Origin of the sequence: Amycolatopsis roodepoortensis (genome assembly GCF_014873915.1) — a bacterium.
Lineage (GTDB): Bacteria > Actinomycetota > Actinomycetes > Mycobacteriales > Pseudonocardiaceae > Amycolatopsis > Amycolatopsis roodepoortensis.
Map to the genome: position 1 here is coordinate 267,493 of NZ_JADBEJ010000005.1, position 21,791 is coordinate 289,283.

Consider the following 21,791-nt stretch of genomic DNA (forward strand, 5'->3'; position numbering starts at 1 on the left):
CAAAGCGCCTCGGCTAGGGTGCCCCGCATGCGCATCATGATCTCGGCGGACATGGAGGGCGCCACCGGCGTCACCTGGACCGAGGACGTCATCCCCGGTACCGAGCAGTGGCAACGATTCCGCCGCCTGTTCACCGGTGACGTCAACGCCACCATCGCGGGCCTGTTCGATTCCGGCGCCACCGACGTGCTGGTCAACGAGGCGCATTCGTCCCAGCGGAACCTCCTGCTCGAAGACCTCGACGGCCGCGCGCGCATGCTCACCGGCAGGCACAAGCCGCTCTCGATGATGCAGGGCATCGACACCGGCGTGGACGGCGTCGTCTTCCTCGGCTACCACGCCGGCGCGGGATTCGACGGCGTCCTGTCCCACACGTACCTGGAGAACCAGATCACCGGCGTGTGGCTCGACGACGTGCCCGCCAGCGAAGGCAGGCTGAACGCCGCGATGGCCGCCGAATACGGCGTCCCGGTACTCGTCGTTTCGGGTGACGACAAGGCCTGCGACGACGCCCAGGACTACGCGCCGGAGGCCGAACTGGTCACGGTGAAGGAATGCGTCAGCCGGTACGCCGCGATCTGCCTGCCGCCCGCGAGGACGGCCGAACTGCTGAGCTCGGCGGCGGCGGACGCGATGAACCGGGCGGGCCGGGTCGAGCGGTTCACCACGCCGCACCGGATCGAGGTCGAGTTCGACGCGAGCCACCTCGCGCAGGCCGCGGCGGTGATCCCGACGGTGGAACAGATCGGCGTGCGGCGGGTCGGCTTCGACGCGCCGGACATGACCGAGGCGATGAAGGCGTTCAAGATCGTCACGGCGATCGCGGCCGGGGCGGTGCAGGGTATCTATGGCTGAGTTGGATGTCGTCGAAGTCTGTTCGCGGCTGATCCGGTTCGACACCACGAACCGCGGCGACGGGGATTCCGCGGGCGAGCGCGAGGCCGCCGAGTACGTGGCGTCGCTGCTTTCGGATCTGGGGATCGACTCGAAGATCATCGAGTCCGCGCCGCGCCGCGCGAACGTGATCGCCCGGGTGCCCGGCACCGACCCGAGCCTGCCCGCGTTGCTCGTGCAGGGTCACCTCGACGTGGTCCCGGCCGACGCCGCCGACTGGTCGGTGGATCCGTTCTCGGGCGAGGTCCGCGACGGGTTCCTCTGGGGCCGCGGCGCGGTCGACATGAAGGACTTCTGCGCGATGGTGCTCGCCGCCCTCGCGACGGGCGTCCGGCCGCGGCGGGACATCGTCCTGGCGTTCGTGGCCGATGAGGAGGACAAGGGCGAGTACGGGGCGCACTGGCTCGCCGCGGCGCACCGTGACCTGTTCGACGGCTGCGCGGCCGCGATCAGCGAGTCGGGCGGGTACACCTACCACGTCCCCGCCGCCGACGGCCGGACCGTGCGGCTCTATCCGGTGGCGACGGCCGAACGCGGCACGGCACACCTGCGCCTGACCGCCAAGGGCCGCGCGGGCCACGGATCGCGCCCCAACGACGAGAACGCGGTCACCCGGCTGGTCACCGCGCTCGGCAAGATCGCCGCGCACCGCTGGCCGGTCCAGCTGACCCCGACGGTCCAGGCGTTCCTCGAACGCACCGGGGAAGCACTCGGCGTCGCGGTCGATCTGTCCGATGTGGACGGAACGATCGCGCGGCTCGGACCCGCCGGGGCGCTGGTGGTGCCGACCGTCCGCAACAGCACGACGCCGACCATGCTCGACGCCGGCTACAAGGTGAACGTGATCCCGACCTCGGCCGAGGCCCAGGTAGACGTCCGTGTTCTCCCCGGCTCCGAGCCGGAACTGCTCGCCGAACTCGACGCGATGCTCGGCGAAGGCGTCAGCCGCGAGTTCGTCGCGCACCAGCCGCCGGTCCAGGCTCCGGTGGATTCGCCGTGGTTCGACGCGATGGCGGACGCGCTGCGCTCGCAAGACCCCGAAGCCGTCGTCGTCCCCTACTGCATGGGCGGCGGCACGGACGCGAAGGCGTTCAGCCCGCTCGGGATCGACTGCTACGGTTTCGCGCCGCTGTGGCTGCCGGAAGGCTTCCCGTACCGAGCGATGGCGCACGGCGTGGACGAGCGCGTCCCGGTGGAGGGCCTGCGGTTCGGCACCCGGGTGCTGCGGCACTTCCTGGAAAGCTGCTGAGGAACCCTGCCGAGCCGCGTGTCGTCCGTCCAGACACACGAAGCCGGCCGTCCGGTGCCTTTCATGCGAATTTCATGAAGGCTCCATAACGTCAGCGGCGTGAGACCTCTGACTTCGCGCGTCCTGGCGGGCGTCCTCGTGATCGGCCTCGGCACCGCTCTCGCGGCGTGCCGAAGCGGGTTCACGATCCCGCGACCCGACGCCGCCTCCGCGACGTCCACCTCGGACTCCGCTCCCCCGGCCGAGACACGGACCCTGACTGTGACGCCCACGGCACCCTCGACGTCATCCGCGCCCGGTCTGGAACCCGCCGCGATCGACCGGGTGTTCCAGGTCTACATGAACGGGCTGGCCAATCACGACATGACCGCGTTGCGCAGCGGTACCTGCCCGCGGCTGCGGGCGACGCTACTGGGATTCGAACTCCACGGGCACTACGTCGAGCGCTGGGAGATGCTGCCGTACTCCGTCCCACCGGGCGAGGAGTTCGTGACGGTTCAGGCCAAGGTCACGCAGCGGAACGCGCGCAACGGCAAACTCGCGGGCGACGTGGTCTATTCCTGGTATGTCGAGCGGAACGAGGACACGAACTACTACGTTTGCGGGTGGCTCGACTACGAATAGCCCAAGGAGGCCGCTGGTGGACTCTGTCGCGCGACTCGCCCGGGACGAACGTTCCGACTTCGCCGCGTTCCTGCGAACGCTGTCCCCCGAGCACTGGGACGCGCCGACGTTGTGTTCGGAGTGGACGGTCCGGCAGGTGGTCGCCCACGTCGTCGACTACGACGCCCAGCGGTTCCGCGATCTGGCGGGCCAGGCCGTCCGCGGCGGGCTGCGGCTGAACCGGATGAACGCGCTCGGTGTCGCACGGAATCCCGGCCGGACACCGGACGAGCTGATCGCGCGGTTCGAGGAGCACCTCGAACCGCGCGGCCTGACCTCGGCGTTCGGTGGGCGGGTGGCGCTGCTCGACGGGATCCTCCATCACCAGGACATCCGGCGTCCACTGGGGTTTCCCCGCGAGGTGCCGCCGGAACGGTTGCGTCACGCCCTGGCTTTCGCCCGCTACGCCCCGCCGATCAAAGCGCGCAAGCGGGCGCGCGGGCTCCGGCTCGTCGCCACGGACGTCGGCTGGTCGGCCGGTTCCGGACCGGAAGTCCGCGGCCCCGGGGAGGCGCTCCTGCTGTCGATCGCCGGCCGGGCCGTGGCTCTGGACGAGCTTTCCGGGCCTGGCGCGGCGATCCTCGCGCGCAGAGTGGACGGCCGTTGAGGCCGAGGGCTCAGAACGCGGTGGAGCGGCTCAAGGACTCCCAAGCGGCCAGCTCCGCCGCCCTGGCTTCGTGGACGGATCGCAGACCGTCGACAGCGTCGTCGCCGAGCGCGAGCCGCAGCGGAGCGTCGTCGCTGTCCAACACCTTCAGGATCGCGGCGGCGGCCTTCGCCGGATCTCCGGGCTGCGAGCCGTCCATCCCCTCGACGAAGTCCCGGATCGCGCCGGTCGATTCGCGGTAGGCGTCGATCACCCGCGAGCGCCGCAGCCTGCTGCCGCCGAACTCGGTCCGGAAGGCCCCGGGCTCCACGATCAGCACCCGCACGCCGAACGGCGCGACCTCGGCGGCCAAGGACTCCGACATCGCCTCCAAGGCGAACTTCGCCGAGCAGTAGGCCCCGAAACCGGGCGGGCTCTGCTGCCCACCCATCGAGCTCATCTGCACGATGGCACCGCTCCCCTGCTCACGCAGGTGGGGCAGGACGGCCTTCGTCACCTCGACGGCGCCGAAGAACATCACGTCCATCAGGGATCGCAGGTCGGACATGGTCAGTTCTTCGACCGCCCCGACCGAACCGTGCCCGGCGTTGTTGACCACGACGTCGATCCGGCCGAACTCGGTGAGGGCCGCCCGCACGGCGGCTTCGATCTGTGCCGGATCGGTGACGTCGAGCGCCGCGGTGCGCACCCTGCCCCGGCCGAGCTCTTCCAGTTCGGCCAGAGCCTCCGGACGGCGAGCCGTGGCCATCACGCGGTCGCCGGCGTCGAGTGCGGCCAGCACGAGGTGCCTGCCGAACCCGGACGAACAGCCGGTGATCAGCCAGACGCGGCCCTCGGTTTCCTTCGTCATTCCTGTTTCCTCCAGTGAAGTTCCTGGGATCCATCGTGCGAAGGTCACGCCCGGGCCGCCAACACCGGCTTCCTGACACGGCTACAGTCAGAGCCTGTGACCCCCGAGTTGCGGCAGTTGCGCTATTTCGTCGCCGTCGCCGAAGACGCGAGCTTCACCAAGGCCGCGCGGCGGCTGCACATCGCCCAGCAGTCCCTTTCGCAGCAGATCACCGTGCTGGAACGACTGCTCGGCGCGAAGCTGCTGCAGCGTGACACCCGCGGAGCCCGGCTCACCGAAGTCGGTTCACTGTTCCTGCCCGAGGCCCGTGCCGTCCTGGCGCGCAACGATGAGGCGCTGTCGGTGCTGAGCCGGGCGGTACGCGGCGAAATCGGCACACTGCACCTCGGTTTCCTCACCACCACGGCCAACTACCTGCTCCCGCCGGTGGTACGGGCGGTCCGTGAGCGGCTCCCCGACCTCACCCTCACCACGGACGACACCCAGATCGCGCCGCTCGTCGACGGCCTCGGCAGCGGACGCTACGACCTCGTCTTCACCCGGCCTCCCCTGGTCGACGGGTTCGAGACCCGCACACTGATCACCGAGGACGTCTGTGCCGTTCTTCCGGAGGGGCACCGCCTCGCGGCCGCGAACGAACTGAAGCTCGCGGATCTGGCCGATGAGCCGTGGGTGCTCACGCCGCGAAGTTCGTGGGAACCCTGGCATCGCCGCTACGACCGCGAGTTCGAGGCGGCCGGCTTCACGCCGCGGATCGTCCAGCGGGCGGCGACCGTCCAGGGCCTGCTCGGTCTGGTCGCCGCGGGCGTCGGGGTCACGAGGCTGGCCCGGTCCTCGCACAGCCTGCGCCGGAGCGGCGTGGTCTTCGTGCCGCTGGCGGGCGACACCGCCCGGACGGTGGTGGCCTGGTCGCCGGAAAACGACAAGCCGGCGCTCCCCGGGGTGCTCGAGATCGTGACGGAACTGGCGGCCGGAACGGACCTGACGGAGGCGGGCTGACCCGGACATCGCGACCGTCACACCGCCATGATCACCCTGTCGGGCCACGGGGTCCGTAGAATCCGGTGACGATGCGACGTTTCCGGTGGTGGTGGGGTGCTCTCGCGCTCACGTTCGTGGTGGTTCTCGTCGGGTTCATTGCCTTTACCGGGTCGGAAAGCCGCCCAGGGCAACCGTCCCCGCGCCAGGGGCCGCCGGGAACGGGGCCGCTGACGGTCGTCGCCATCGGCGACAGCACCGTGTCCGGTGAGGGCGCGGGTGACTACACGCCCACGACCAACGGGCAGGGCGGCAACTGGTGCCACCGCTCCCCCAACGCCTTCGTCGAGCAGATCAAGATCCCCGACGTCACCGCGCGGGTGAACCTCGCGTGTTCGGGGGCGCCGTCGGAGCAGATCGCCCTCGGCGAAGCCAAGCAGTGGACCGAGCCGTCACAGGCCCACCAGCTCGCGAACCTGATCAAGGACCACCGGGTCGCCGCGGTGGTGATCGCGATCGGCGCGAACGACGAGCCGAAGTTCTCCGCTCAGGTCAACGAATGCTTCAAGGCTTGGTTCTCCCCGCAGAACCCGCCGTGCAGTGCGGCTCTCCGCACCACGTGGAAGTCCAAAGTGGACGCCATGGTGCCGAAGGTGACCAACGCCGTCGCCGACGTGAAGAAGGTTCTGGCACAGGCCGGTTACGTGCCGGCGGACTATCAGCTCGTGCTGATGTCGTACGCCTCGCCTGTCGGCCCCCAGATCCCGGAGGCCCTGCGCAGTCTCAACGGCTGCCCGTTCCGCACCGAGGACCTGGAGTGGATGCGCCGCGACGGCGTCTCGGTCCTGTCGGACGGGCTCAAGCAGGCGTCGAGGGCGACCAGCGCGCGGTTCCTGGACCTCTCACGGGCGGGCGCCGGGCGCGAGGCGTGCAGCAGCGACCCCGCGAACGAGTGGTTCAGCAGGCTGACGCTGCAGCTGCGCGATCTCGGCCAGGCGGACCGCGCGAGCCACGCGTTGCAGGAGTCGTTCCATCCCAACGCGAACGGCCACGCGCAGATCGCGAACTGCCTCAACGAGTTCCTCGCCGCCCGTGGCGGCAACGCGTCGTGCCTCTCCGGCCCCGACGGCAAACTGCACGCCGCGCCCGAGGTGATCGCGCGCTAATCGCGTGCTTGGAGACGCGACTCGCGTGCTTGAAAGCGCAACACACGTGATCAGAGACGCGACTCGCGTGCTTGAAGGCGCGAAACGCGTGGTCCGAGGCGCGAAACGCGTGGCTAGAGGTCGAGTGCGGCGCGCAACGCGATGTCGATGCGCTCCTGGACCTCTTGGTCGATCTCCGCGATCTTCTCGTCGAACCACGGCCGGTACAGGCGCGTGAGGTTCAGCGTGGAAACCCAATACCGCGCGTCGACGGCGACGCCGAGGATGTCCTGCGGATCACGGTCCAGCAGCTCGGTGCCGAGCAGCCAGGGGCGCTCGGATTCGTTCACCCCGTCCGAGGACAGCAGGACGACGGTGCGCTGCCGTGCCGGTTCGGTCGGGGGGTGGTACGTCCAGACTTCACCCCTGTGCACGCAGATCCTTCTCCGCGGCGGTCAGCTCGGCCTCGTCCGATTCGGCGGACGGTTCGACCGGGGCGCGCTGCGGGGTGTAACCGGTGCGGACGGCCTCCCTGCGGGCCGCTTTGGACAACCACGACGAGACCGAGATCCCGTGTGCCTTCGCGGCCCGCTCGGCGAACTCGAGCGCACCACTGTCGAGTGAGAGAGTGACCTTACGTGTTGCCATACCTTTTATCGTACCAGCGCCGCGCAAGCCCACCCCTTTTCTCGTCTCACAGGGTGGGCGAGCGGCCCTCGAACGGCGTCGACAGCACCACCGTGGTCCGGGTCGAGACCTTGGCGGACTCCCGGATACGGCGGAGCAGGTCCTCCAGGCCGAGCGGCGACGCCACCCGGACCAGGAGGATGTACGACTCGTCCCCGGCGACCGAGTAGCAGGACTCGATCTCCTTGATGTGCTCGAGACGCTGCGGGTAGTCGTCCGGGGCGGCCGGATCGTTCGGCGTCAGCGAGATCAGCGCCGTGAGCGGCAGGCCGATCTGCTCGCCGTCGAGCCGCGCGGTGTACCCGAGGATGACCCCGCGCTGCTCCAGGCGGCGCACCCGCTGGTGCACCGCCGACACCGAAAGCCCGACCCGCTCCGCCAGATCGGTGAAACTGCGCCGTCCGTCCGCGGCCAGTTCCTGCACGATGGCCTGATCCAGCGGCTCCAGGGAACCGGTCATGCGTCGAGCACGATCAGGTCGTGCGGGCGCTGGTTGACCGGCTCGACGCCGTCCTCGGTGACGACGACGATGTCCTCGATGCGGGCGCCCCAGCGGCCCGGCTGGTAGATGCCGGGCTCGACGCTGAAGGCCATGCCCGGTTCGAGCGGCAGCGCGTTGCCCTTGATGATGTAGGGCTCCTCGTGCACGTCGAGGCCGATGCCGTGGCCGGTGCGGTGGATGAAGTACTCGCCGTACCCCGCCTCGGCGATGATGTCGCGCGCGGCGGCGTCGATCGACTCGGCGGTGACGCCCGGGCGGACGGCGTCGACAGCGGCCTTCTGGGCACGCTGCAGGACGGCGTAGGTCTCGGCGACGTCGGCATCACGCGGCTCGCCGACCGCGTACGTGCGGGTGGAGTCGGAGTTGTAGCCCTCGGCGATCGGGCCGCCGATGTCGACCACGACGACGTCACCGCGCTCGATGACCCGATCGGAGACGTCATGGTGCGGGCTCGCGCCGTTCGGGCCCGAGCCGACGATCACGAAGTCCGCGTGGGTGTGGCCCTCTTCGACGATCGCGGCGGTGATGTCCGCGCCGACCTCGGCCTCGGTGCGGCCGGGGCGCAGCCATTCGTGCACGCGGGCGTGCACGCGGTCGATGGCGGCACCCGCGTCGCGCAGCGCCTGGATCTCGGCGGCGTCCTTGCGCATCCGCAGTTCGCGCACGATCGGCCCGGCGAGTGTCTGCTCCGCGTCGCCGAGCGCGCCGCGGAAGGCGAGCACGTGCAGCGCCGGGGTGAAGTCGCTGACCGCCACGCGGCCTGGCTTGCCGAGCCGGTCGGCGACCAGTTCGTAGGCGTTGTCACCGTCGACCCAGGTGACGATCTCGATGCCGAGTTCGTCGGCCGGGACGTCGGCGTAGCCGGGAGCCTCCAGCTTCGGCAGCACCAGCGCCGGGACGCCGTCGGCCGGGATCACCAGCGTGGTCAGCCGTTCGAAGGAGCCCCCGGCCTGGCCGATGAGGTAGCGCAGGTCCGAGCCGGGTGCGATCAGCAGGGCGTCGGTGCCGGCGGCGGCCGCGGCGGCGCGGGCCCGGTCGAGGCGGGCGCGGAGGCTGGCGGCGTCGGGGGCTGGGTTGTGAAGGGAACGGCGCGACATGAAGGCGAGCCTAGTCGGTCCGCGCCCCTTGGCTCACCGGCCGGTCACCCCCGATCGGGGCGGGATCGTCGAGCCCGCGCCACACCCGGAAGATCGCCGGGAAGCTGCCGGCGATCAGGTACAGACCGCCGAAGACGGCGAGCGCACCGACGAGGCCGATGCCGTCCAGCAGCAACCCGGCCGCCATCGAGCCGAGCGGCATCGCGGCGAGCACTCCGCCGACGAGAAGGCTGAGCACGCGGCCGCGGACGGCTTCGGGGACCCGTTCGTAGACCGCCGGCAGCACGATCGGGTTCAGCGCGCCCGCCCCGATCCCGGCGACCACGAGTCCCGCGAGCAGCACGGACGGCGCGGGTTCCAGCGCAAGCAAGGCGAAGCGTGGCGCGCCTTCGATCGCGACGGCGAGGAGGATCGCCGTCCGGCGGGAGAACCGGTGGCCGATCCAGCCGTAGATCGCCGAACCGAGCAGAGCGCCCGCCGCGACGGCGGTGATCATCGCGCCGATGAGCGCGGTGCTGTGCAGGACCTGGTCGCCATAGGCCGGGTACAGGACGCCGAGCAGCCCGAAATCGAGGCTGTTGGTGAGCATCAGCATGCCGACCACCGCGCGCAGTACCGCGTCGCGTTTGACGTACCCGAGCCCTTCGCGCAGTTGCCTGAAGTACCCGCCGGACGGCGGCCTCGGCGGGCCGGCCGCGGCCGGGATCAGCGCGAACACCAGCGCCGAAGACAGCAGGAGCGCGCCCGCGTCGACGAACAGCACCGGTATCGGGCCGATCAGCGCGATCAGCGCTCCGGCGGCGGGTCCGCCCGCCATCCGGCCGGTTCTCATCGCCGCTTCGACGGCGCTCGCCGCCCGGCTCACACCGACACCGCCGAGTTCCGCGACGCCGGGGAGCAGCACCTGCTTCGCCGTGTCGGCGGGACCGCGGGAAACCCCCATCACGAACGACAGCACGATTAACCCGGGCAGGCTGAGCCCTGTCGTGCCCATCGCGAGCGGGATCAGGAGCACCGTGACGGTGGTCAGCAGGTCCGCGCCGACACTGGCCCGGCGCGTGCCGACGCGGTCCACGATCGGCCCGCCCAGCAACGCGGCGACCATCAGGCCCAGCACCTCGGCCGCGGTGACGAGGCCGGTCTTGGTGCCGCTGCCCGTGCTCTGCAGCACGAACCAGGGAATCGCGAGCAACGTCATCATCACTCCGGCCGAGGAGATCCCCGAAGCCACGACCAGAGCCCCCAGTGGCATCCGGCTCATGGCGTCTCCGGCCGGGATTTCCTCGGGAAGGCCGCCCAGTGCACGCGGACCTGGGTGTCGCCGTCCTTCTCCGGTCGGCGGTAGCGGCCGATCACGTCGAGGATCTCGTCACTCAGCGCGGCGGCCTCGTCCGGTGTCAGCGAAAGAGGCGAGTCATGGAAGCTGACCTTGTCGATCCACTCGTCGGCCCAGTCCCGCACTTCGGCGACGAACTGCGCTTCGGCTGCGTAGCGCCGCTCGATCATCGTGTGGGCGTATGCGTTGAACGGACCGGCAAGGTCGGGATCGTCGATGAAGTCCCGGGCGCGCATCTGGTCGCCCTCATGTACGGCCTTCCACCAGCGGTCGCGCCTGCTGCCGCGTTCGGTGTCTTCCGTGATGAGCCCGGATTCGGCGAGCTGACGCAGATGCCAGCTCGTGGTCCCGGAACTCTCTCCCACCCGTTTCGCCAGCCCGGACGCCGTCGCCGGGCCGTCCTCCCGCAGCAACTCCAGGATCTTGACGCGCAGTGGATGCGACAGCGCCCGCAGGATTCGGCCGTCGACCCGCGCGAGATATCTCTCGCTCTTCCCCATGCGCCACACCGTACAACCGCAGAGACTTCTCTGCAAAGAGTTCTCTGCGATTGGACCCGGATATGCGGCGATTCTGGAGTTTGACTTCAAGTTAAGTACAGGTTTTACGGTCTTGGGCATGACAACGAACCCGACTTACCAACTCGCCGTCGTGATCAGCAGCGTCCGCGAGGGCCGCTTCGCCCCCGTCGTCGCGAACTGGTTCCTCGACCGCGCCAAACAGCGCGACGACGTCACCCTGTCCGTCATCGACCTGGCCGAAAGTCCCGGCGATCTCTCTCCCGGCGTCGCCGCCGCGGACGCCGTCGTCGTGATCGTCCCCGAGTACAACCACAGCTACCCCGGCCCGCTCAAGACCGCGCTCGACGCCACCGGCCCCGAATGGCACGGGAAACCGGTCGCCTTCGTCTCCTACGGCGGGATCTCGGGCGGCCTGCGCGCGGTCGAGCACCTGCGCCCGGTCTTCGCGGAACTCCACGCCGCCACGATCCGCGAGACCGTCAGCTTCCCGTACGCCTGGAACCACTTCGGCCCGGACGGTGCGCACGACGACTTCGAAGGCGCCTCCGCCGCGGCCACCACGCTGCTGAATCAGCTGAACTGGTGGGCCAACGCCCTCCGCGACGCGCGCCGGGCGCGGCCCTACGCGGCCTGACGATGCCCGTGGAGGACCCGGCTGGGGGTCGGGTCCTTCACGGACATCCGGGGCCGGACGTGGCAGGCTGTCCGCGTGACCGGACCACTCGCTCTCCTCGATTCCGCGAGCCTCTACTTCCGCTCGTTCTACGCGCTGCCCGATTCGATGACCGCCCCCGACGGGACACCGGTCAACGCGGTGCGCGGATTCACCGACACCATCGCGCGGATCCTCGTCGACCGGCGGCCTTCGCGGCTCGTGGCGTGCCTCGACGCGGACTGGCGGCCGAAGTTCCGCACCGATCTGCTGCCCAGCTACAAGGCGCACCGGGTGGCCGAAGAGGTCCCGGAAGGCAGCGACGTCGAAGAGGTGCCGGACACCCTGACGCCCCAGGTCCCGATCATCCTGGAGCTGCTGGAGGCCTTCGGGATCGCGACGGCCGAGGCGGCCGGGTACGAGGCCGACGACGTCATCGGCGCGCTGGCGATCCGCGAGAAGGAGTCCCCCGTCGAGGTCATCACGGGTGACCGCGACCTGTTCCAGCTGGTCCGCCACGAACCGACGGCCACGGTGGTCATCTACGTCGGCAAGGGCTGGAACAAGGCCGAGGTCCTCGGCCCGGAGGAAATCGCCGAGAAGTACGGCATCCCGGCCGCGAACGCGGGCCCCGGGTACGCCGACATGGCGGCGCTGCGCGGCGACCCGTCGGACGGGCTGCCCGGCGTCGCCGGGATCGGCGAAAAGACGGCGGCGAAGCTGATCACCCAGTTCGGTTCGCTGCAGGACCTGATCGAGGCGTCCAACGCCGGCGACTCGCGGGTACCGCTCAAGACCCGGCTCCGGCTGACCGACGCCGCCGACTATCTCGCGGTCGCCCCGACCGTCGTCCGGGTCGCCGCCGACGCACCGGTCGAGCAGTCCCGTCCGGACGTCGTCCCGTCCGAGCCCGCCGACCCGGACAAGGTCGCGGAACTCGCGGAGCGCTGGAATCTCGGCCGTTCGGTGGAGCGTCTGCTGGCCGCGCTCCCGAAGTCATGAGCAACACCGAGGCCGACCCGGCCGAGCTGCTGTGTTCCGAACGACCGGGCGAAGGCGTCACCGTGCTGACCCCACGCGACGTCCCGCTCGGCGGTCCGCGCGCCATCCGGGTCCGCCGGACACTCCCCCAGCGCCAACGGTCCTTGATCGGCGCCTGGTGTTTCGCCGACCACTACGGCCCGCAGGACGTTTCGGAGTCCGGCGGGATGGACGTCGCGCCGCATCCGCACACCGGGCTGCAGACCGTGAGCTGGCTGTTCAGCGGCGAGATCGAACATCGCGACAGCATCGGTACCACCGCCATGGTGCGGCCCGGAGAGCTCAACCTGATGACCGCCGGGCACGGCATCGCGCATTCGGAAGTGTCCACACCGGACACCTCGACGCTGCACGGTGTCCAGCTCTGGATCGCGCTGCCGGACGAACATCGTGACACCGCCCGGGACTTCCGGCACTACGCGCCGCCACTGCTCGAACTGCCCGGCGCGACCGCCCGGGTCTTTCTCGGCAGCCTCGCCGGGACGACGTCGCCGGTCCCGGCGTTCACTCCCTTGCTGGGCGCCGAACTCACGATCGAGCCCGGGGCGACCTTGGCGCTCGACGTCGACCCGGCCTTCGAGCACGGTGTCCTGCAGGACACCGGCTCCGTCACCGTCGCCGGGGCCGCGTTGGGCACCGGGGAACTCGCCTACCTCGCGCCCGGTGCCGGACGGCTCGAACTGACGAACTCCGGCGGTGAACCGGCTCGGGTGCTCCTGCTCGGCGGGACCCCGTTCACCGAGGAACTCGTCATGTGGTGGAACTTCGTGGGCCGGAGCCACGAGGAGATCGCCGAGTACCGCGAGGCGTGGCAGGCACAGGCGGACCGGTTCGGTCGAGTGGAGGGCTATCAGGGCACCACGGCGTGGCTGCCCGCACCCGCGCTGCCGCAGGTGCGGATCAAACCTCGCCGGAATCCCTCGTGAGTGGTCAGGACGGTTAGAACCGTCCTGACCACTCACGAGTGCCTAGAAGAACGTCCCGCACCACGGCGTGCGCGCGGTGTGGAACAGCGCGTCGGCACGGGCCACCGCGGCCTCGTCCAGCACCTCGACCCGGCCGGACAGGGCCAGATCGCCGAACAGGCCGTGCCCGAGGTACAGCGACGACAGGGTGGCGACGTCCAGCCGCAGATCCGCCTCGGTGGCCGTGCGTTCCACACCGTCCGGGCCGACGACGTAGCGGCCGTCGTTGCCCGGGAGCTGCTTGTCGTGCACTTCCAGCACCACGGGCTCGGCCGTGCCATACGAGCGTGCCCGCAGCGCCGCGAAGACGTCGACGAGCCGCAGCCACAGGTCGTCGATGACCTCGGTGGTGTTCACCGCACGTGGGTCGGTCAGCAGTTCGGCGAGCGGCTCGTCCAGCGGGCGACCCCGGCCCGCCACGGCCGAGACCAGGTCGATGGACAGCAGGAAGCGCCACAGGCCAGCCCAGGCCTGTGGCGTGGCGGCATGGAGTTCCCGGATGTCCAGGAGCGCGCCGCGCTCCGGCGCCTGCCGGTCGCGTGTGTCGATGGTCTGGTAGACGACGAAACCGTCGTCCCCGTCTGGTCCACTGTGGACGGCCACGCGATAGCCGTCGTCCCCGGTGACCACTCGGTCGAAGAAGCCCGGCCACCAGCCGGCGGGCCGGGAGACGAAACCCGGCCGGGTCCCCTCGAAGCGGTTGTACAACGCGGGAACGCGCTCGACTGCTTCGGCCGGGGTGACGAACCTGACCACACCCTCCCGGCCCACGCCGTCGCGCAGCTGGGCGCGTGGGCGTTCGACGGAAACGCCTCGGCAGAAAGTGGCCGCGCCGTAACCGAAGCGGCCGTAGATCACCGCTTCCGAAGCGTGCAGCGCGGCGAGCGGGACACCGCGCGCCGCGAGATCTTCCAGCTGTGCGGCCATCATCGAGGTGAGGATCCCGCGGCGGGTCCAGTCGGCGCGGACGCCGACACCGTCGACGGCGGCCGTGACGAGCTTCTGTCCACCCGGGACGGTCAGCTCCACCTCGAACGAACTGGTGATGCCCACCGGGGTGCCGTGGTCGTCGAACGCGGCGAATTTCCCGGCCGCCGGCCAGGACGGAGCCATCTTCGCCCAGACTTCGTCCGACGCGGGCTTGCCGTGCAAGGACTGCGACAGGACGTCGAGACACGCCCGCTGTTCGCCTTCGGCCACGGCACGCACATGGAATTCGCTCATACCGCCGATCCTGCCGCCAGGGCCGGGCGAACCCAACCGGTTTTCAGGCGGGCGCGCCGACCTCGTAGCGGCCGTCGTCCCCGGTGACCGTGATGGTCACGGTCTTGCCCTCTCCGCCGACCTGGACGGTGCAGGTGAACGTGCTGCCGTCCTTGACCGTCTGGTTCGCCGGGCAGAGCACGTCGCCGACTTCCCGCACCTGATAGGTCTCGGTGAGGATCTTCCGCACGTCCGCCTGCATGGTCCGCGGGTCGAAGACTCTGCCCGGAGCGGCGGAGGACGAACCGCCCGACGTGGCGGACGTGCTCGGCGAAGCGCTCGTCGTCGGCGGGACCGTGACGGTCTTCGTCGCCGGTGCGGGCGCCGGGGTGTCCGAACACGCCGCCAGCATCGCGAAAGCGGCACAACACAGACCGACCGTCGAGACGGCTCGCCTGCTCAAGCTTCTCCACCCCCACCGGTGTGATCATCCAACGTCAGAAGAAGGTACCGCACCAGGGGTCGACCCGCGTGCCGAACAGCAGGTCCGCGCGTTCCAGCGCGGCCGCGCCGGTGGCACGGACCCGGCCGGCGGCCGCGAGATCCGACGGTCGCCAGCCGCCGAGGTACACCATCGACAGCGTGTCGGCGTGCAGTTCGAGATCCGCCGGGTCGGTGGTCCGGACGGCGCCGTCCTCGGCCAGGCGGTAGCGGCCGGAGTTGTGGTCCAGGAAGGGATCCGTGACCTCGATGACGACCGGCTCGCCTCGGTACGTGCGCGCGTCGAGCATCCTCGCCACGTCGACCAGCCGGAGCCAGCCTTCGTCCTGGATCTTCTGCACGGTCACGTGCCGTGGGTCGGTGAACAGCAGCTCGACCGGCTCGTCGAGCGGCCGCTTCTCGGCGGTGATGACGTCGACCAGATCCACGGACACCAGATAGCGCCACAACCCCGCGAACGCGTCGGGACTCGCGTAGTGGAACGACTGGATCTTCAGGGTCGTCTGAGCGCCGAAATGCGCCCGCTCGACGGTGTAGGTGACATAGCCGTCGACCCCGTCCTGACCGCGGTGCACCGCGGTCGTGACCGGCGTGGTCGCCCGGCGCAGTTCCCGCTCGTAGCCCGGCCACAGATGCGGGCTCCGCGCGATCATGCCCGGCCGGGTGCGGGGTAGCGCGTCGAAGAGCGATGGCCACTGCTCGACGGTGTTTTCCAGATCCAGCAACGAGATCTCACCGCCGGCCGGCGCCTCGGGCCGGAAGCGGGCGCGGCGCTTGTCGACCTCGATCGACTTCGCCCGCACTGCGACGCCGTACCCGAACCTGCCGTAGATGGCGCCTTCGGACGCGTGCAGCATCGCGGCGGGAACGCCCCGGGCGGCGAAATCCTCGAACTGAGCGCGCATCAAGCCGGTCAGGACGCCGCGGCGGATCCGGTCGGCGCGGACGCCGACCAGGCTGACCGCGGCGAGCGGCGTGGTGCCGCCGCCAGGCAGCGTCACCTCCGAATCGAAGGACCGGAGGGTGCCGATCAGCTCCTGGTCGAACGCGCCGAACCCGCGATCCGGCTGCATCGAAGGCGCGATGGCCGACCATTCCTCGTCGGTCATCTCCTTGGCGTGCAAGGCGCGCCTGAACAGATCGGTCGCGGCCCGTTCCTCGTCGGACCGCAGCCGCCGCACTGAGAAGTCGCTCATGACCCGATCATGCAGGATCGACCGCGTCCGGCGCCCGCCGTTATTTGGTGGCGGGCGGTGAGACCTCGTAGTTGCCGGTGTCACCCTTCACGGTGATCGGCACCTCCTGCGGCTTGCCCTCGATCGTGGCGGTGCAGGTGAACTTCACGCCGTCCTTGACCTCCTGGCCGGAGGGGCAGGTGACCGCGCTGATCTCCTTGATCCCGTAGGTCTCGGTGAGCAGCTTCTGCACGTCGGTCTGCATCTGCGTGTTGTTGAACACCTGGGTGTTGAACCAGCCCGGCGTGACGAAGCCGAGGATGCCGACCGCGGCGATGATCACCACGAGCGCGCCGATCCCGATGAAGAGGCCCTTCTTGGACTTCGGCTTGTCCTGCGCCTCGCCCTGGGTGCCCGGGAACTGGCTCTGGCCGTAGTCGTACTGGCCTGGCTGCTGCTGCCCGTACTGCGGCTGCTGCTGCGGGCCGCTCTGGGGGTAGCCGGGCTGCTGCTGGGGCCCACTCTGCGGATATCCCGGCTGCTGCTGGGGCCCGCTCTGCGGGTAACCCGGCTGCTGGCCGTACTGCGGTGGTTGCTGGCCCCATTGCGGCTGCTGTTGCTGCGTCTGCGACGGGTCCTGCTGCTGCGGGTAGCCCGGCTGCTGCTGAGACGGGTCGTAGGGTGCGGGCTGCTGACCCCACTGCGGCTGTTGCTGCTGGGTCTGCGACGGGTCGTACTGCGGCTGCTGGCCCCACTGCGGTTGCTGCTGCGGGCCGCTCGGCGGTTGAGCGCCGCCCGGCTGTTGCCCGTAGCCCGGCTGCTGCCCCCACTGGGGCTGCTGCTGCGGGTCGTTGCCGCCATACGGCGTGCTCATCGTTCGCCTCCGCCTGTTCCGCCATCGTCACCGGCCGACCTGCATGGCCGTCGTGGGCGATCCAACCACAGGTCGGCGCCCCTGCCCACTGTTCCCGGCCGGTGTCGGGGCAACTCGCCGCGACCGTGCTCACACCGGAGGCGTGTCCGCTCCGCCGGTCAGCCCAACGCCTCGTTGCCGGTGTCTGTCCTTCCCGAGTATGTGAAGGCCCCCTTCCTTGCGCCTAAGTACGGGAAGGGGGCCTTCATGTACTCAGCCAAGGTGTGAAGGTCGAGTTTCCTCGGCTGAGCCGAGGGAAGGGGGCCTTCACGCGCAACCCCTTGTGACTCCTGGTGCAGGTGGGGCGCACGTGGCGATCGTCGAGTCCGTGAAGGCCTCCTTGAGGGACTCTGGGTCACTCAAGGAGGCCGTCACGGACTTCGGCCGGCAACCAACCGCAGCGGATCTGTCGGTCGAAGGCGTTGGGAGCCTTCACCCCACCGGCCGGCCTCAGGAAGTCACGAGGCCGGTCAAGCGCCGCCGGCCGCCACGACACCGCGCCGCAAGGCTTTCACCGCGTCCGAGGCCGCCGCTCCGACCGGATCCGCCTTGCCGAGAACGTCGCGGATCTGGTCCAGCAGGTCGATGACCTGCCGCGACCACCGCACGAAGTCACCGGCCGACAGCTCCTGCCCGTTCGCCTCGGCGGCGGTGAGGACCTTCTCCAGCGATTCGCCGCGCGCCCATCGGTAGACGGGCCACGCGAAACCGGCGTCGGGTTCGCGGGTGCGGTCCAGTTTGTGGCGCCGCTCGTCCTCGGTGAGCTCCATCCAGAGCCGCGTGGTCGCCTGCCAGGCGTCGAGTACCTTGCCCGCGGGCAGACGAGGCTCCCCCGCGGTGTCCCGGCGCGCCTCGAAGACCAGCGTCGAGACGACGGCGGCGAGTTCGGCGGGCGCCAGGCCCTTCCAGACGCCGTGCCGGATGCACTCGGCGGCGAGCAGATCGGACTCGCTGTAGAGCCTGGTGAGCCGCTTGCCGTGTTCGGTGACGCGGTTCTCGCCGTCGCCCTTCGACTCGGGGCCGAGGTACCCGCGCTCGCCGAGCAGCCGCAGGATGCGGTCGAAGGCACGGGCGAGCGAGTGCGTGGTCGCGGCGACCTTGCGTTCCAGCTGCTCGGTCTCGGCCGTGAGCCGCTGGTACCGCTCGACCCAGCGCAGGTTCGCCTCGCGTTCGGCGAGGCCGTGGCACGGATGTGCGCGCAGCGCCCGCCGCAGCGCGGCCAGCTCACCGTCCTCATTGGCCCCGGCGCGGCGCTTTTGCCTGCCGGGCAAGGAGATTCCCGCGTTGCGCAGGCTCGAAGCGATGTCCCGCCGGGTCTTGGGCGAGCGCAGCTCGATGTGCTTCGGCAGCTTGATGTTCCCCAGCGCCTCGACCGGCGACGGGAAGTCGGAGACCGAAAGCGGCCCGGACCACCGATCCTCGGTGACCACGACGGGACGCGGTTCGCGGATCGGGTCGAGCCCCGGATCGACGACGACCGCCAGCCCGGCACGCCGTCCCGCGGGCACGGCGATGACGTCTCCCTTGCGGAGCTTCTCCAGCGATTCGGCGGTTCCCGCGCGGCGGGCGGAGGTGTTCTGCCGCGAGAGCGCCTTCTCCCGGGCGGAGATCTTCGCCCGCAGATCGACGTACTCCAGCATCTGGTCGAAATCGCCGGTGATGGCCGAGGTGTAGCCCCGCAGGGCCTCCTTGTTCCGCTCGATCCGCCGCGCCGTCCCGACCACCGACCGGTCGGCCTGGAACTGCGCGAACGACTGCTCCAGCAGATCACGCGCCTCTTCCGCGCCGACCTGGGCGACCAGGTTCACCGCCATGTTGTACCCGGGCCGGAAGGACGACCGCAGCGGATACGTCCTGGTCGAGGCCAGACCGCCGACCTGCTTCGGGTCGATACCCGGCTGCCAGGCGACGACGGCGTGGCCTTCGACGTCGATCCCGCGCCGTCCGGCCCGCCCGGTGAGCTGCGTGTACTCCCCCGGTGTCAGGTCGACGTGCGCCTCGCCGTTGTACTTCACCAGCCGCTCCAGCACGACGGTGCGCGCGGGCATGTTGATGCCGAGCGCGAGCGTCTCGGTGGCGAAGACGACCTTCACGAGGCCCTGGACGAACAGCTCCTCGACGGTCTCCTTGAACGCCGGCAGCAGCCCGGCGTGGTGCCCGGCGATCCCGCGTTCGAGCGCCTCACGCCATTCCCAGAAGCCGAGGACGCCGAGGTCGCCCTCGGGGAGGTCCTTGGTGCGCTCGGCGACGATGCGGCGGACCTTCTCGACCTCTTCGGGGCCGTTGAGCCGCAGGCCCGAGCGGACGCACTGGCCGACGGCGGCGTCGCAGCCGGCGCGGGAGAAGATGAACACGATGGCGGGCAGAAGCCCGGCGTTGTCCAGCCGCTCGACGGTGTCGGTGCGGGACGGCGGCCGGTACCGCGGCATCCGCGAAGGCACCCCTCGCCGCCCTCTCGGCCCGCGCAACCCGGCCGGGGCGAAACGTCCGCCGATCTCCTCGGTGCGGCGGAGCAGGCTGGGGTTGATCCGCAGTTCGGCGCCGGGCGCGTGTTCCTCCTGGCCGGCGAACAGGTCCATCAGCCGGTTCCCGACCAGCATGTGCTGCCACAGCGGCACGGGACGGTGCTCGTCGACGACGACGGTGGTGTCGCCGCGGACCTCGACGAGCCATTCGCCGAACTCCTCGGCGTTGCTCACCGTGGCCGACAGGCCGACGACCCGGACGTGTTCGGGCAGGTGGAGGATGACCTCTTCCCAGACGGCGCCGCGGAACCGGTCGGCGAGGTAGTGGACCTCGTCCATCACCACGTACGCGAGTTCGCCGATGGTCGAGGACCCGGCGTACAGCATGTTGCGGAGGACCTCGGTGGTCATGACCACGACCTGCGCGTTGCCGTTGATCGAGGTGTCGCCGGTCAGCAGGCCGACGGCGTCGGGCCCGTAGCGGCCGACGAGGTCGGCGTACTTCTGGTTCGACAACGCCTTGATGGGCGTCGTGTAGAAGCATTTGCGGCCTTCGGCGAGGGCGAGGTGCACCGCGAACTCGCCGACCACGGTCTTCCCGGCGCCGGTGGGCGCGCAGACGAGCACGCCGTGACCGTCTTCGAGCGCCTCGCAGCCGCGGACCTGGAAGTCGTCGAATTCGAACGACGATTCCGCCGCGAAGCGGGTCAGCTGGGGATATCGAGCGCGGCGCTGGGAGGCCGCGTAGGCCTCGGCCGGGGTCTGAGAAGGGCTATTGACCACTTCGTCAGGGTTCCATACCCCACCGACAGTTCGCACTCGGTGTGACGATCCCGGGAACGGCCGCCACTCCCGCGTCATCCAAGGGGTGGAGCCGTGATCGAGAGGGGACCCCATGGAGATCGCTTGCCCGCAATGCGCGCAGGTCGACCAGGTGCAGAGTGTGCCGGCGGTGTTCCAGAGCGGGCAGACGACCTACCGGGTGCGAGGCGGCATGACGGCCATCCCGGCGGGCGACGGCGTGGTCTACACCGCGACGGCGCACACCGGCGTGTCGGTGACCGCGACCGCGGCGTCGCTCAACCCGTATCCGGTGTCCCGCGGCGGGGGCTGCTTCCTGGCGCTCGCGCTGGTGCTGCTGATCCCCGCGTTCGTGTTCCTCGCCTTCGCCAACGACGTGCTGGACGAGAACGTCGCGCCGACCGCCGACGGCAGGGCCGCGCAGTACGTCGGGGCGTCGATCTTCCCGGTCGGCGCCTTCGCGCTGGTCGCCTTGTTCGCCGTCCTGTTCGTGCTCCGGATGCGGCGCAACGCGCGGGTCCGGCGAGGCATCCCCGACGCGCTGGACTACTGGCGGCGGGCGTGGTTCTGCCACCGCTGCGGCGGGGTGTTCTTTCCTGGCGGCGAACTCATGTCGGTCGCGACGTTCCGCGGGCAGGTGTGGCGGGCCGGCGACTACGCCGGGCTCACCCGACGACGGTGAGCGCGCCGGGGACGCAGGTGACGTCGAGCGGCAGCCTGCCCAGCGGCTCGCCGTCGGCGTAGACGGGCAGGTCGCTGCCCGCCAGGTGGATCTCGCTGGCTTTGAGGACCCGCACCGCCGGATGGGCGATGTGGTCTCCCGACCGGACCCCGGGCAGCATGCGGAGCAGGTCACGCCGGGTCGCCTCGCCGACGACGGTGACGTCGAACAGGCCGTCTCCGGGATCCGCGCCGGGGCAGATCGGCATGCCACCGCCGTAGAACGGGGTGTTGCCGACGGCGATCATCGTGGCGTCGAGCTCGAGGGTCTCGACGTCCGTGCGGAGTACGACCGGCCGGGGCCGGAACGCGGCGAGTTCGGCCAGGATCGCGACGTCGTAGCGGCGCGGGCCGCGAGGCCAGGTCAGCCGGTTGGCGCGCTCGGTGACCAGGGCGTCGAAGCCCGAACACAGCACCGTGGCGAACCATTCACCACCGGCCCGGCCGAGGTCGATCCTCCGCCGTTTCCCCTCCGCGATCCGCCTGGCGACGAGATCCGCGGCGGCGTGCGGGCGTTCGGGGATGCCGAGCGCCCTGGCGAAGTCGTTGCCGGTGCCCGCCGGGATGAGCCCGAGCGCGACGCCGGATTCGGCGCAGAACTGGACGCCTTGGTGAGCCGCCCCGTCACCACCGAGGACGACGAGGACGTCCAGCCCGGCCGCGCGCGAGTCGGTCGTCAGCGCGCGGGATTCCTCGACCGTATGGGCGACGAGGACGTCGAGCCGGTCCACGACGGGCCGCAGCCGCGCCGCGACCGACTCCATCAGCCGTCCCGCGGCCCCGTCACCGGAGGCGGGGTGGACGGCCAGCGCCGCGTGCATCCCCG

General features: G+C 70.4%; 23 protein-coding genes. 10 read left to right on the forward strand and 13 right to left on the reverse strand.

What is annotated here, in order from left to right; genetic code table 11:
• Positions 1-27: 27 nt before the first annotated feature.
• The 4 genes from H4W30_RS20725 to H4W30_RS20740 all read left to right on the forward strand — a co-directional run bounded on the left by H4W30_RS20725 (position 28) and on the right by H4W30_RS20740 (position 3,413).
• Complete coding sequence (locus tag H4W30_RS20725; RefSeq protein WP_005150961.1) at positions 28-855, forward strand: M55 family metallopeptidase; 828 nt, start codon at positions 28-30, stop codon at positions 853-855.
• Positions 848-2,143 carry a M20/M25/M40 family metallo-hydrolase gene (locus H4W30_RS20730; protein WP_192744386.1) on the forward strand — a complete coding sequence of 432 codons (1,296 nt, stop codon included), beginning with the start codon at positions 848-850 and terminating at the stop codon, positions 2,141-2,143. The genes H4W30_RS20725 and H4W30_RS20730 overlap by 8 nt, the downstream gene beginning before the upstream one ends.
• A 99-nt stretch (positions 2,144-2,242) precedes the next feature.
• Entirely contained in the window at positions 2,243-2,767 is a 525-nt protein-coding gene (locus tag H4W30_RS20735; protein ID WP_318780635.1) for a hypothetical protein, read from the forward strand.
• A 16-nt stretch (positions 2,768-2,783) separates the two neighbouring features.
• Positions 2,784-3,413 carry a maleylpyruvate isomerase family mycothiol-dependent enzyme gene (locus H4W30_RS20740; protein ID WP_192744387.1) on the forward strand — a complete coding sequence of 210 codons (630 nt, stop codon included), beginning with the start codon at positions 2,784-2,786 and terminating at the stop codon, positions 3,411-3,413.
• A gap of 10 nt (positions 3,414-3,423) precedes the next feature.
• Here H4W30_RS20740 and H4W30_RS20745 read toward each other — a convergent pair whose 3' ends face one another.
• Positions 3,424-4,263: an oxidoreductase gene (locus H4W30_RS20745; protein WP_192744388.1), complete on the reverse strand. Its 840-nt coding sequence runs from the start codon at positions 4,261-4,263 to the stop codon at positions 3,424-3,426.
• 96 nt (positions 4,264-4,359) lie between these two features.
• Here H4W30_RS20745 and H4W30_RS20750 point away from each other — a divergent pair, with 96 nt between their 5' ends.
• Positions 4,360-5,262: a LysR family transcriptional regulator gene (locus tag H4W30_RS20750; protein WP_192744389.1), complete on the forward strand. Its 903-nt coding sequence runs from the start codon at positions 4,360-4,362 to the stop codon at positions 5,260-5,262.
• A gap of 71 nt (positions 5,263-5,333) precedes the next feature.
• Positions 5,334-6,407 (forward strand): GDSL-type esterase/lipase family protein, encoded by a 1,074-nt coding sequence (locus H4W30_RS20755; protein ID WP_192744390.1) that lies wholly within the window; start codon positions 5,334-5,336, stop codon positions 6,405-6,407.
• Between the two features lie 113 nt (positions 6,408-6,520).
• Here the strand turns inward: H4W30_RS20755 and H4W30_RS20760 are convergent, their stop codons facing one another.
• Genes H4W30_RS20760 through H4W30_RS20785 form a run of 6 tightly spaced genes read right to left on the reverse strand, consistent with a single transcriptional unit; the run spans position 6,521 to position 10,508 of the window.
• The gene (locus H4W30_RS20760; protein ID WP_005150941.1) at positions 6,521-6,820 is read right to left on the reverse strand and encodes a hypothetical protein; all 300 of its coding nucleotides are present in this window, start codon (positions 6,818-6,820) and stop codon (positions 6,521-6,523) included.
• Positions 6,807-7,034, reverse strand: a complete 228-nt coding sequence (locus H4W30_RS20765) for a hypothetical protein (RefSeq protein WP_007035425.1) — start codon at positions 7,032-7,034, stop codon at positions 6,807-6,809. The genes H4W30_RS20760 and H4W30_RS20765 overlap by 14 nt, the downstream gene beginning before the upstream one ends.
• A gap of 46 nt (positions 7,035-7,080) precedes the next feature.
• Complete coding sequence (locus H4W30_RS20770) at positions 7,081-7,533, reverse strand: Lrp/AsnC family transcriptional regulator (RefSeq protein WP_016334198.1); 453 nt, start codon at positions 7,531-7,533, stop codon at positions 7,081-7,083.
• Positions 7,530-8,672 carry a M24 family metallopeptidase gene (locus H4W30_RS20775; protein ID WP_126732890.1) on the reverse strand — a complete coding sequence of 381 codons (1,143 nt, stop codon included), beginning with the start codon at positions 8,670-8,672 and terminating at the stop codon, positions 7,530-7,532. The genes H4W30_RS20770 and H4W30_RS20775 overlap by 4 nt, the downstream gene beginning before the upstream one ends.
• A gap of 10 nt (positions 8,673-8,682) precedes the next feature.
• Entirely contained in the window at positions 8,683-9,933 is a 1,251-nt protein-coding gene (locus H4W30_RS20780; RefSeq protein WP_192744391.1) for an MFS transporter, read from the reverse strand.
• Positions 9,930-10,508: an ArsR/SmtB family transcription factor gene (locus H4W30_RS20785; RefSeq protein ID WP_192744392.1), complete on the reverse strand. Its 579-nt coding sequence runs from the start codon at positions 10,506-10,508 to the stop codon at positions 9,930-9,932. The genes H4W30_RS20780 and H4W30_RS20785 overlap by 4 nt, the downstream gene beginning before the upstream one ends.
• A gap of 118 nt (positions 10,509-10,626) precedes the next feature.
• Between H4W30_RS20785 and H4W30_RS20790 the strand changes: the two genes are divergently transcribed.
• The 3 genes from H4W30_RS20790 (at position 10,627) to H4W30_RS20800 (ending at position 13,148) form a co-directional block, all read left to right on the forward strand.
• Entirely contained in the window at positions 10,627-11,163 is a 537-nt protein-coding gene (locus H4W30_RS20790; protein WP_192744393.1) for an NADPH-dependent FMN reductase, read from the forward strand.
• A 75-nt stretch (positions 11,164-11,238) separates the two neighbouring features.
• Positions 11,239-12,183, forward strand: coding sequence for a 5'-3' exonuclease (locus tag H4W30_RS20795; protein WP_192744394.1), 945 nt, complete (start codon positions 11,239-11,241; stop codon positions 12,181-12,183).
• Entirely contained in the window at positions 12,180-13,148 is a 969-nt protein-coding gene (locus H4W30_RS20800; protein WP_192744395.1) for a pirin family protein, read from the forward strand. Before H4W30_RS20795 ends, H4W30_RS20800 begins: the two co-directional genes overlap by 4 nt.
• 42 nt (positions 13,149-13,190) lie before the next feature.
• On the opposite strand, the gene H4W30_RS20805 is transcribed toward H4W30_RS20800, so the two are convergent.
• The 5 genes from H4W30_RS20805 to H4W30_RS20825 form a co-directional block, all read right to left on the reverse strand.
• Positions 13,191-14,411, reverse strand: a complete 1,221-nt coding sequence (locus H4W30_RS20805) for a GNAT family N-acetyltransferase (protein WP_192744396.1) — start codon at positions 14,409-14,411, stop codon at positions 13,191-13,193.
• 43 nt (positions 14,412-14,454) lie between these two features.
• Positions 14,455-14,853 (reverse strand): DUF4333 domain-containing protein, encoded by a 399-nt coding sequence (locus H4W30_RS20810; protein WP_192744397.1) that lies wholly within the window; start codon positions 14,851-14,853, stop codon positions 14,455-14,457.
• A gap of 34 nt (positions 14,854-14,887) precedes the next feature.
• A complete protein-coding gene (locus H4W30_RS20815) occupies positions 14,888-16,087 on the reverse strand; it encodes a GNAT family N-acetyltransferase (protein ID WP_192744398.1) in 1,200 nt (399 codons plus the stop codon).
• Positions 16,088-16,127: 40 nt separating this feature from the next.
• The gene (locus H4W30_RS20820; RefSeq protein ID WP_192744399.1) at positions 16,128-16,940 is read right to left on the reverse strand and encodes a DUF4333 domain-containing protein; all 813 of its coding nucleotides are present in this window, start codon (positions 16,938-16,940) and stop codon (positions 16,128-16,130) included.
• A gap of 509 nt (positions 16,941-17,449) precedes the next feature.
• On the reverse strand, positions 17,450-20,227 hold the full coding sequence (locus tag H4W30_RS20825; RefSeq protein WP_192744400.1) for a DEAD/DEAH box helicase: 2,778 nt from the start codon (positions 20,225-20,227) through the stop codon (positions 17,450-17,452).
• 112 nt (positions 20,228-20,339) lie between these two features.
• On the opposite strand from H4W30_RS20825, the gene H4W30_RS20830 reads away from it, so the two are divergent.
• Positions 20,340-20,927: a hypothetical protein gene (locus H4W30_RS20830; protein ID WP_192744401.1), complete on the forward strand. Its 588-nt coding sequence runs from the start codon at positions 20,340-20,342 to the stop codon at positions 20,925-20,927.
• Here the strand turns inward: H4W30_RS20830 and H4W30_RS20835 are convergent.
• Positions 20,911-21,786, reverse strand: coding sequence for a diacylglycerol/lipid kinase family protein (locus H4W30_RS20835; protein WP_192744402.1), 876 nt, complete (start codon positions 21,784-21,786; stop codon positions 20,911-20,913). The two genes, H4W30_RS20830 and H4W30_RS20835, sit on opposite strands and share 17 nt — an antisense overlap.
• Positions 21,787-21,791: the final 5 nt, after the last annotated feature.

Excerpts from the sequence above, each read along its gene's own strand:
- H4W30_RS20725 (WP_005150961.1), top strand. The coding sequence starts at position 28 with ATGCGCATCATGATCTCGGCGGACATGGAGGGCGCCACCGGCGTCACC.
- H4W30_RS20730 (WP_192744386.1), top strand. The coding sequence starts at position 848 with ATGGCTGAGTTGGATGTCGTCGAAGTCTGTTCGCGGCTGATCCGGTTC.
- H4W30_RS20745 (WP_192744388.1), bottom strand. The coding sequence starts at position 4,263 with ATGACGAAGGAAACCGAGGGCCGCGTCTGGCTGATCACCGGCTGTTCG.
- H4W30_RS20755 (WP_192744390.1), top strand. The coding sequence starts at position 5,334 with ATGCGACGTTTCCGGTGGTGGTGGGGTGCTCTCGCGCTCACGTTCGTG.
- H4W30_RS20765 (WP_007035425.1), bottom strand. The coding sequence starts at position 7,034 with ATGGCAACACGTAAGGTCACTCTCTCACTCGACAGTGGTGCGCTCGAG.
- H4W30_RS20770 (WP_016334198.1), bottom strand. The coding sequence starts at position 7,533 with ATGACCGGTTCCCTGGAGCCGCTGGATCAGGCCATCGTGCAGGAACTG.
- H4W30_RS20775 (WP_126732890.1), bottom strand. The coding sequence starts at position 8,672 with ATGTCGCGCCGTTCCCTTCACAACCCAGCCCCCGACGCCGCCAGCCTC.
- H4W30_RS20780 (WP_192744391.1), bottom strand. The coding sequence starts at position 9,933 with ATGAGCCGGATGCCACTGGGGGCTCTGGTCGTGGCTTCGGGGATCTCC.
- H4W30_RS20785 (WP_192744392.1), bottom strand. The coding sequence starts at position 10,508 with ATGGGGAAGAGCGAGAGATATCTCGCGCGGGTCGACGGCCGAATCCTG.
- H4W30_RS20790 (WP_192744393.1), top strand. The coding sequence starts at position 10,627 with ATGACAACGAACCCGACTTACCAACTCGCCGTCGTGATCAGCAGCGTC.
- H4W30_RS20800 (WP_192744395.1), top strand. The coding sequence starts at position 12,180 with ATGAGCAACACCGAGGCCGACCCGGCCGAGCTGCTGTGTTCCGAACGA.
- H4W30_RS20805 (WP_192744396.1), bottom strand. The coding sequence starts at position 14,411 with ATGAGCGAATTCCATGTGCGTGCCGTGGCCGAAGGCGAACAGCGGGCG.
- H4W30_RS20815 (WP_192744398.1), bottom strand. The coding sequence starts at position 16,087 with ATGAGCGACTTCTCAGTGCGGCGGCTGCGGTCCGACGAGGAACGGGCC.
- H4W30_RS20820 (WP_192744399.1), bottom strand. The coding sequence starts at position 16,940 with ATGAGCACGCCGTATGGCGGCAACGACCCGCAGCAGCAGCCCCAGTGG.
- H4W30_RS20830 (WP_192744401.1), top strand. The coding sequence starts at position 20,340 with ATGGAGATCGCTTGCCCGCAATGCGCGCAGGTCGACCAGGTGCAGAGT.
- H4W30_RS20835 (WP_192744402.1), bottom strand. The coding sequence starts at position 21,786 with ATGCACGCGGCGCTGGCCGTCCACCCCGCCTCCGGTGACGGGGCCGCG.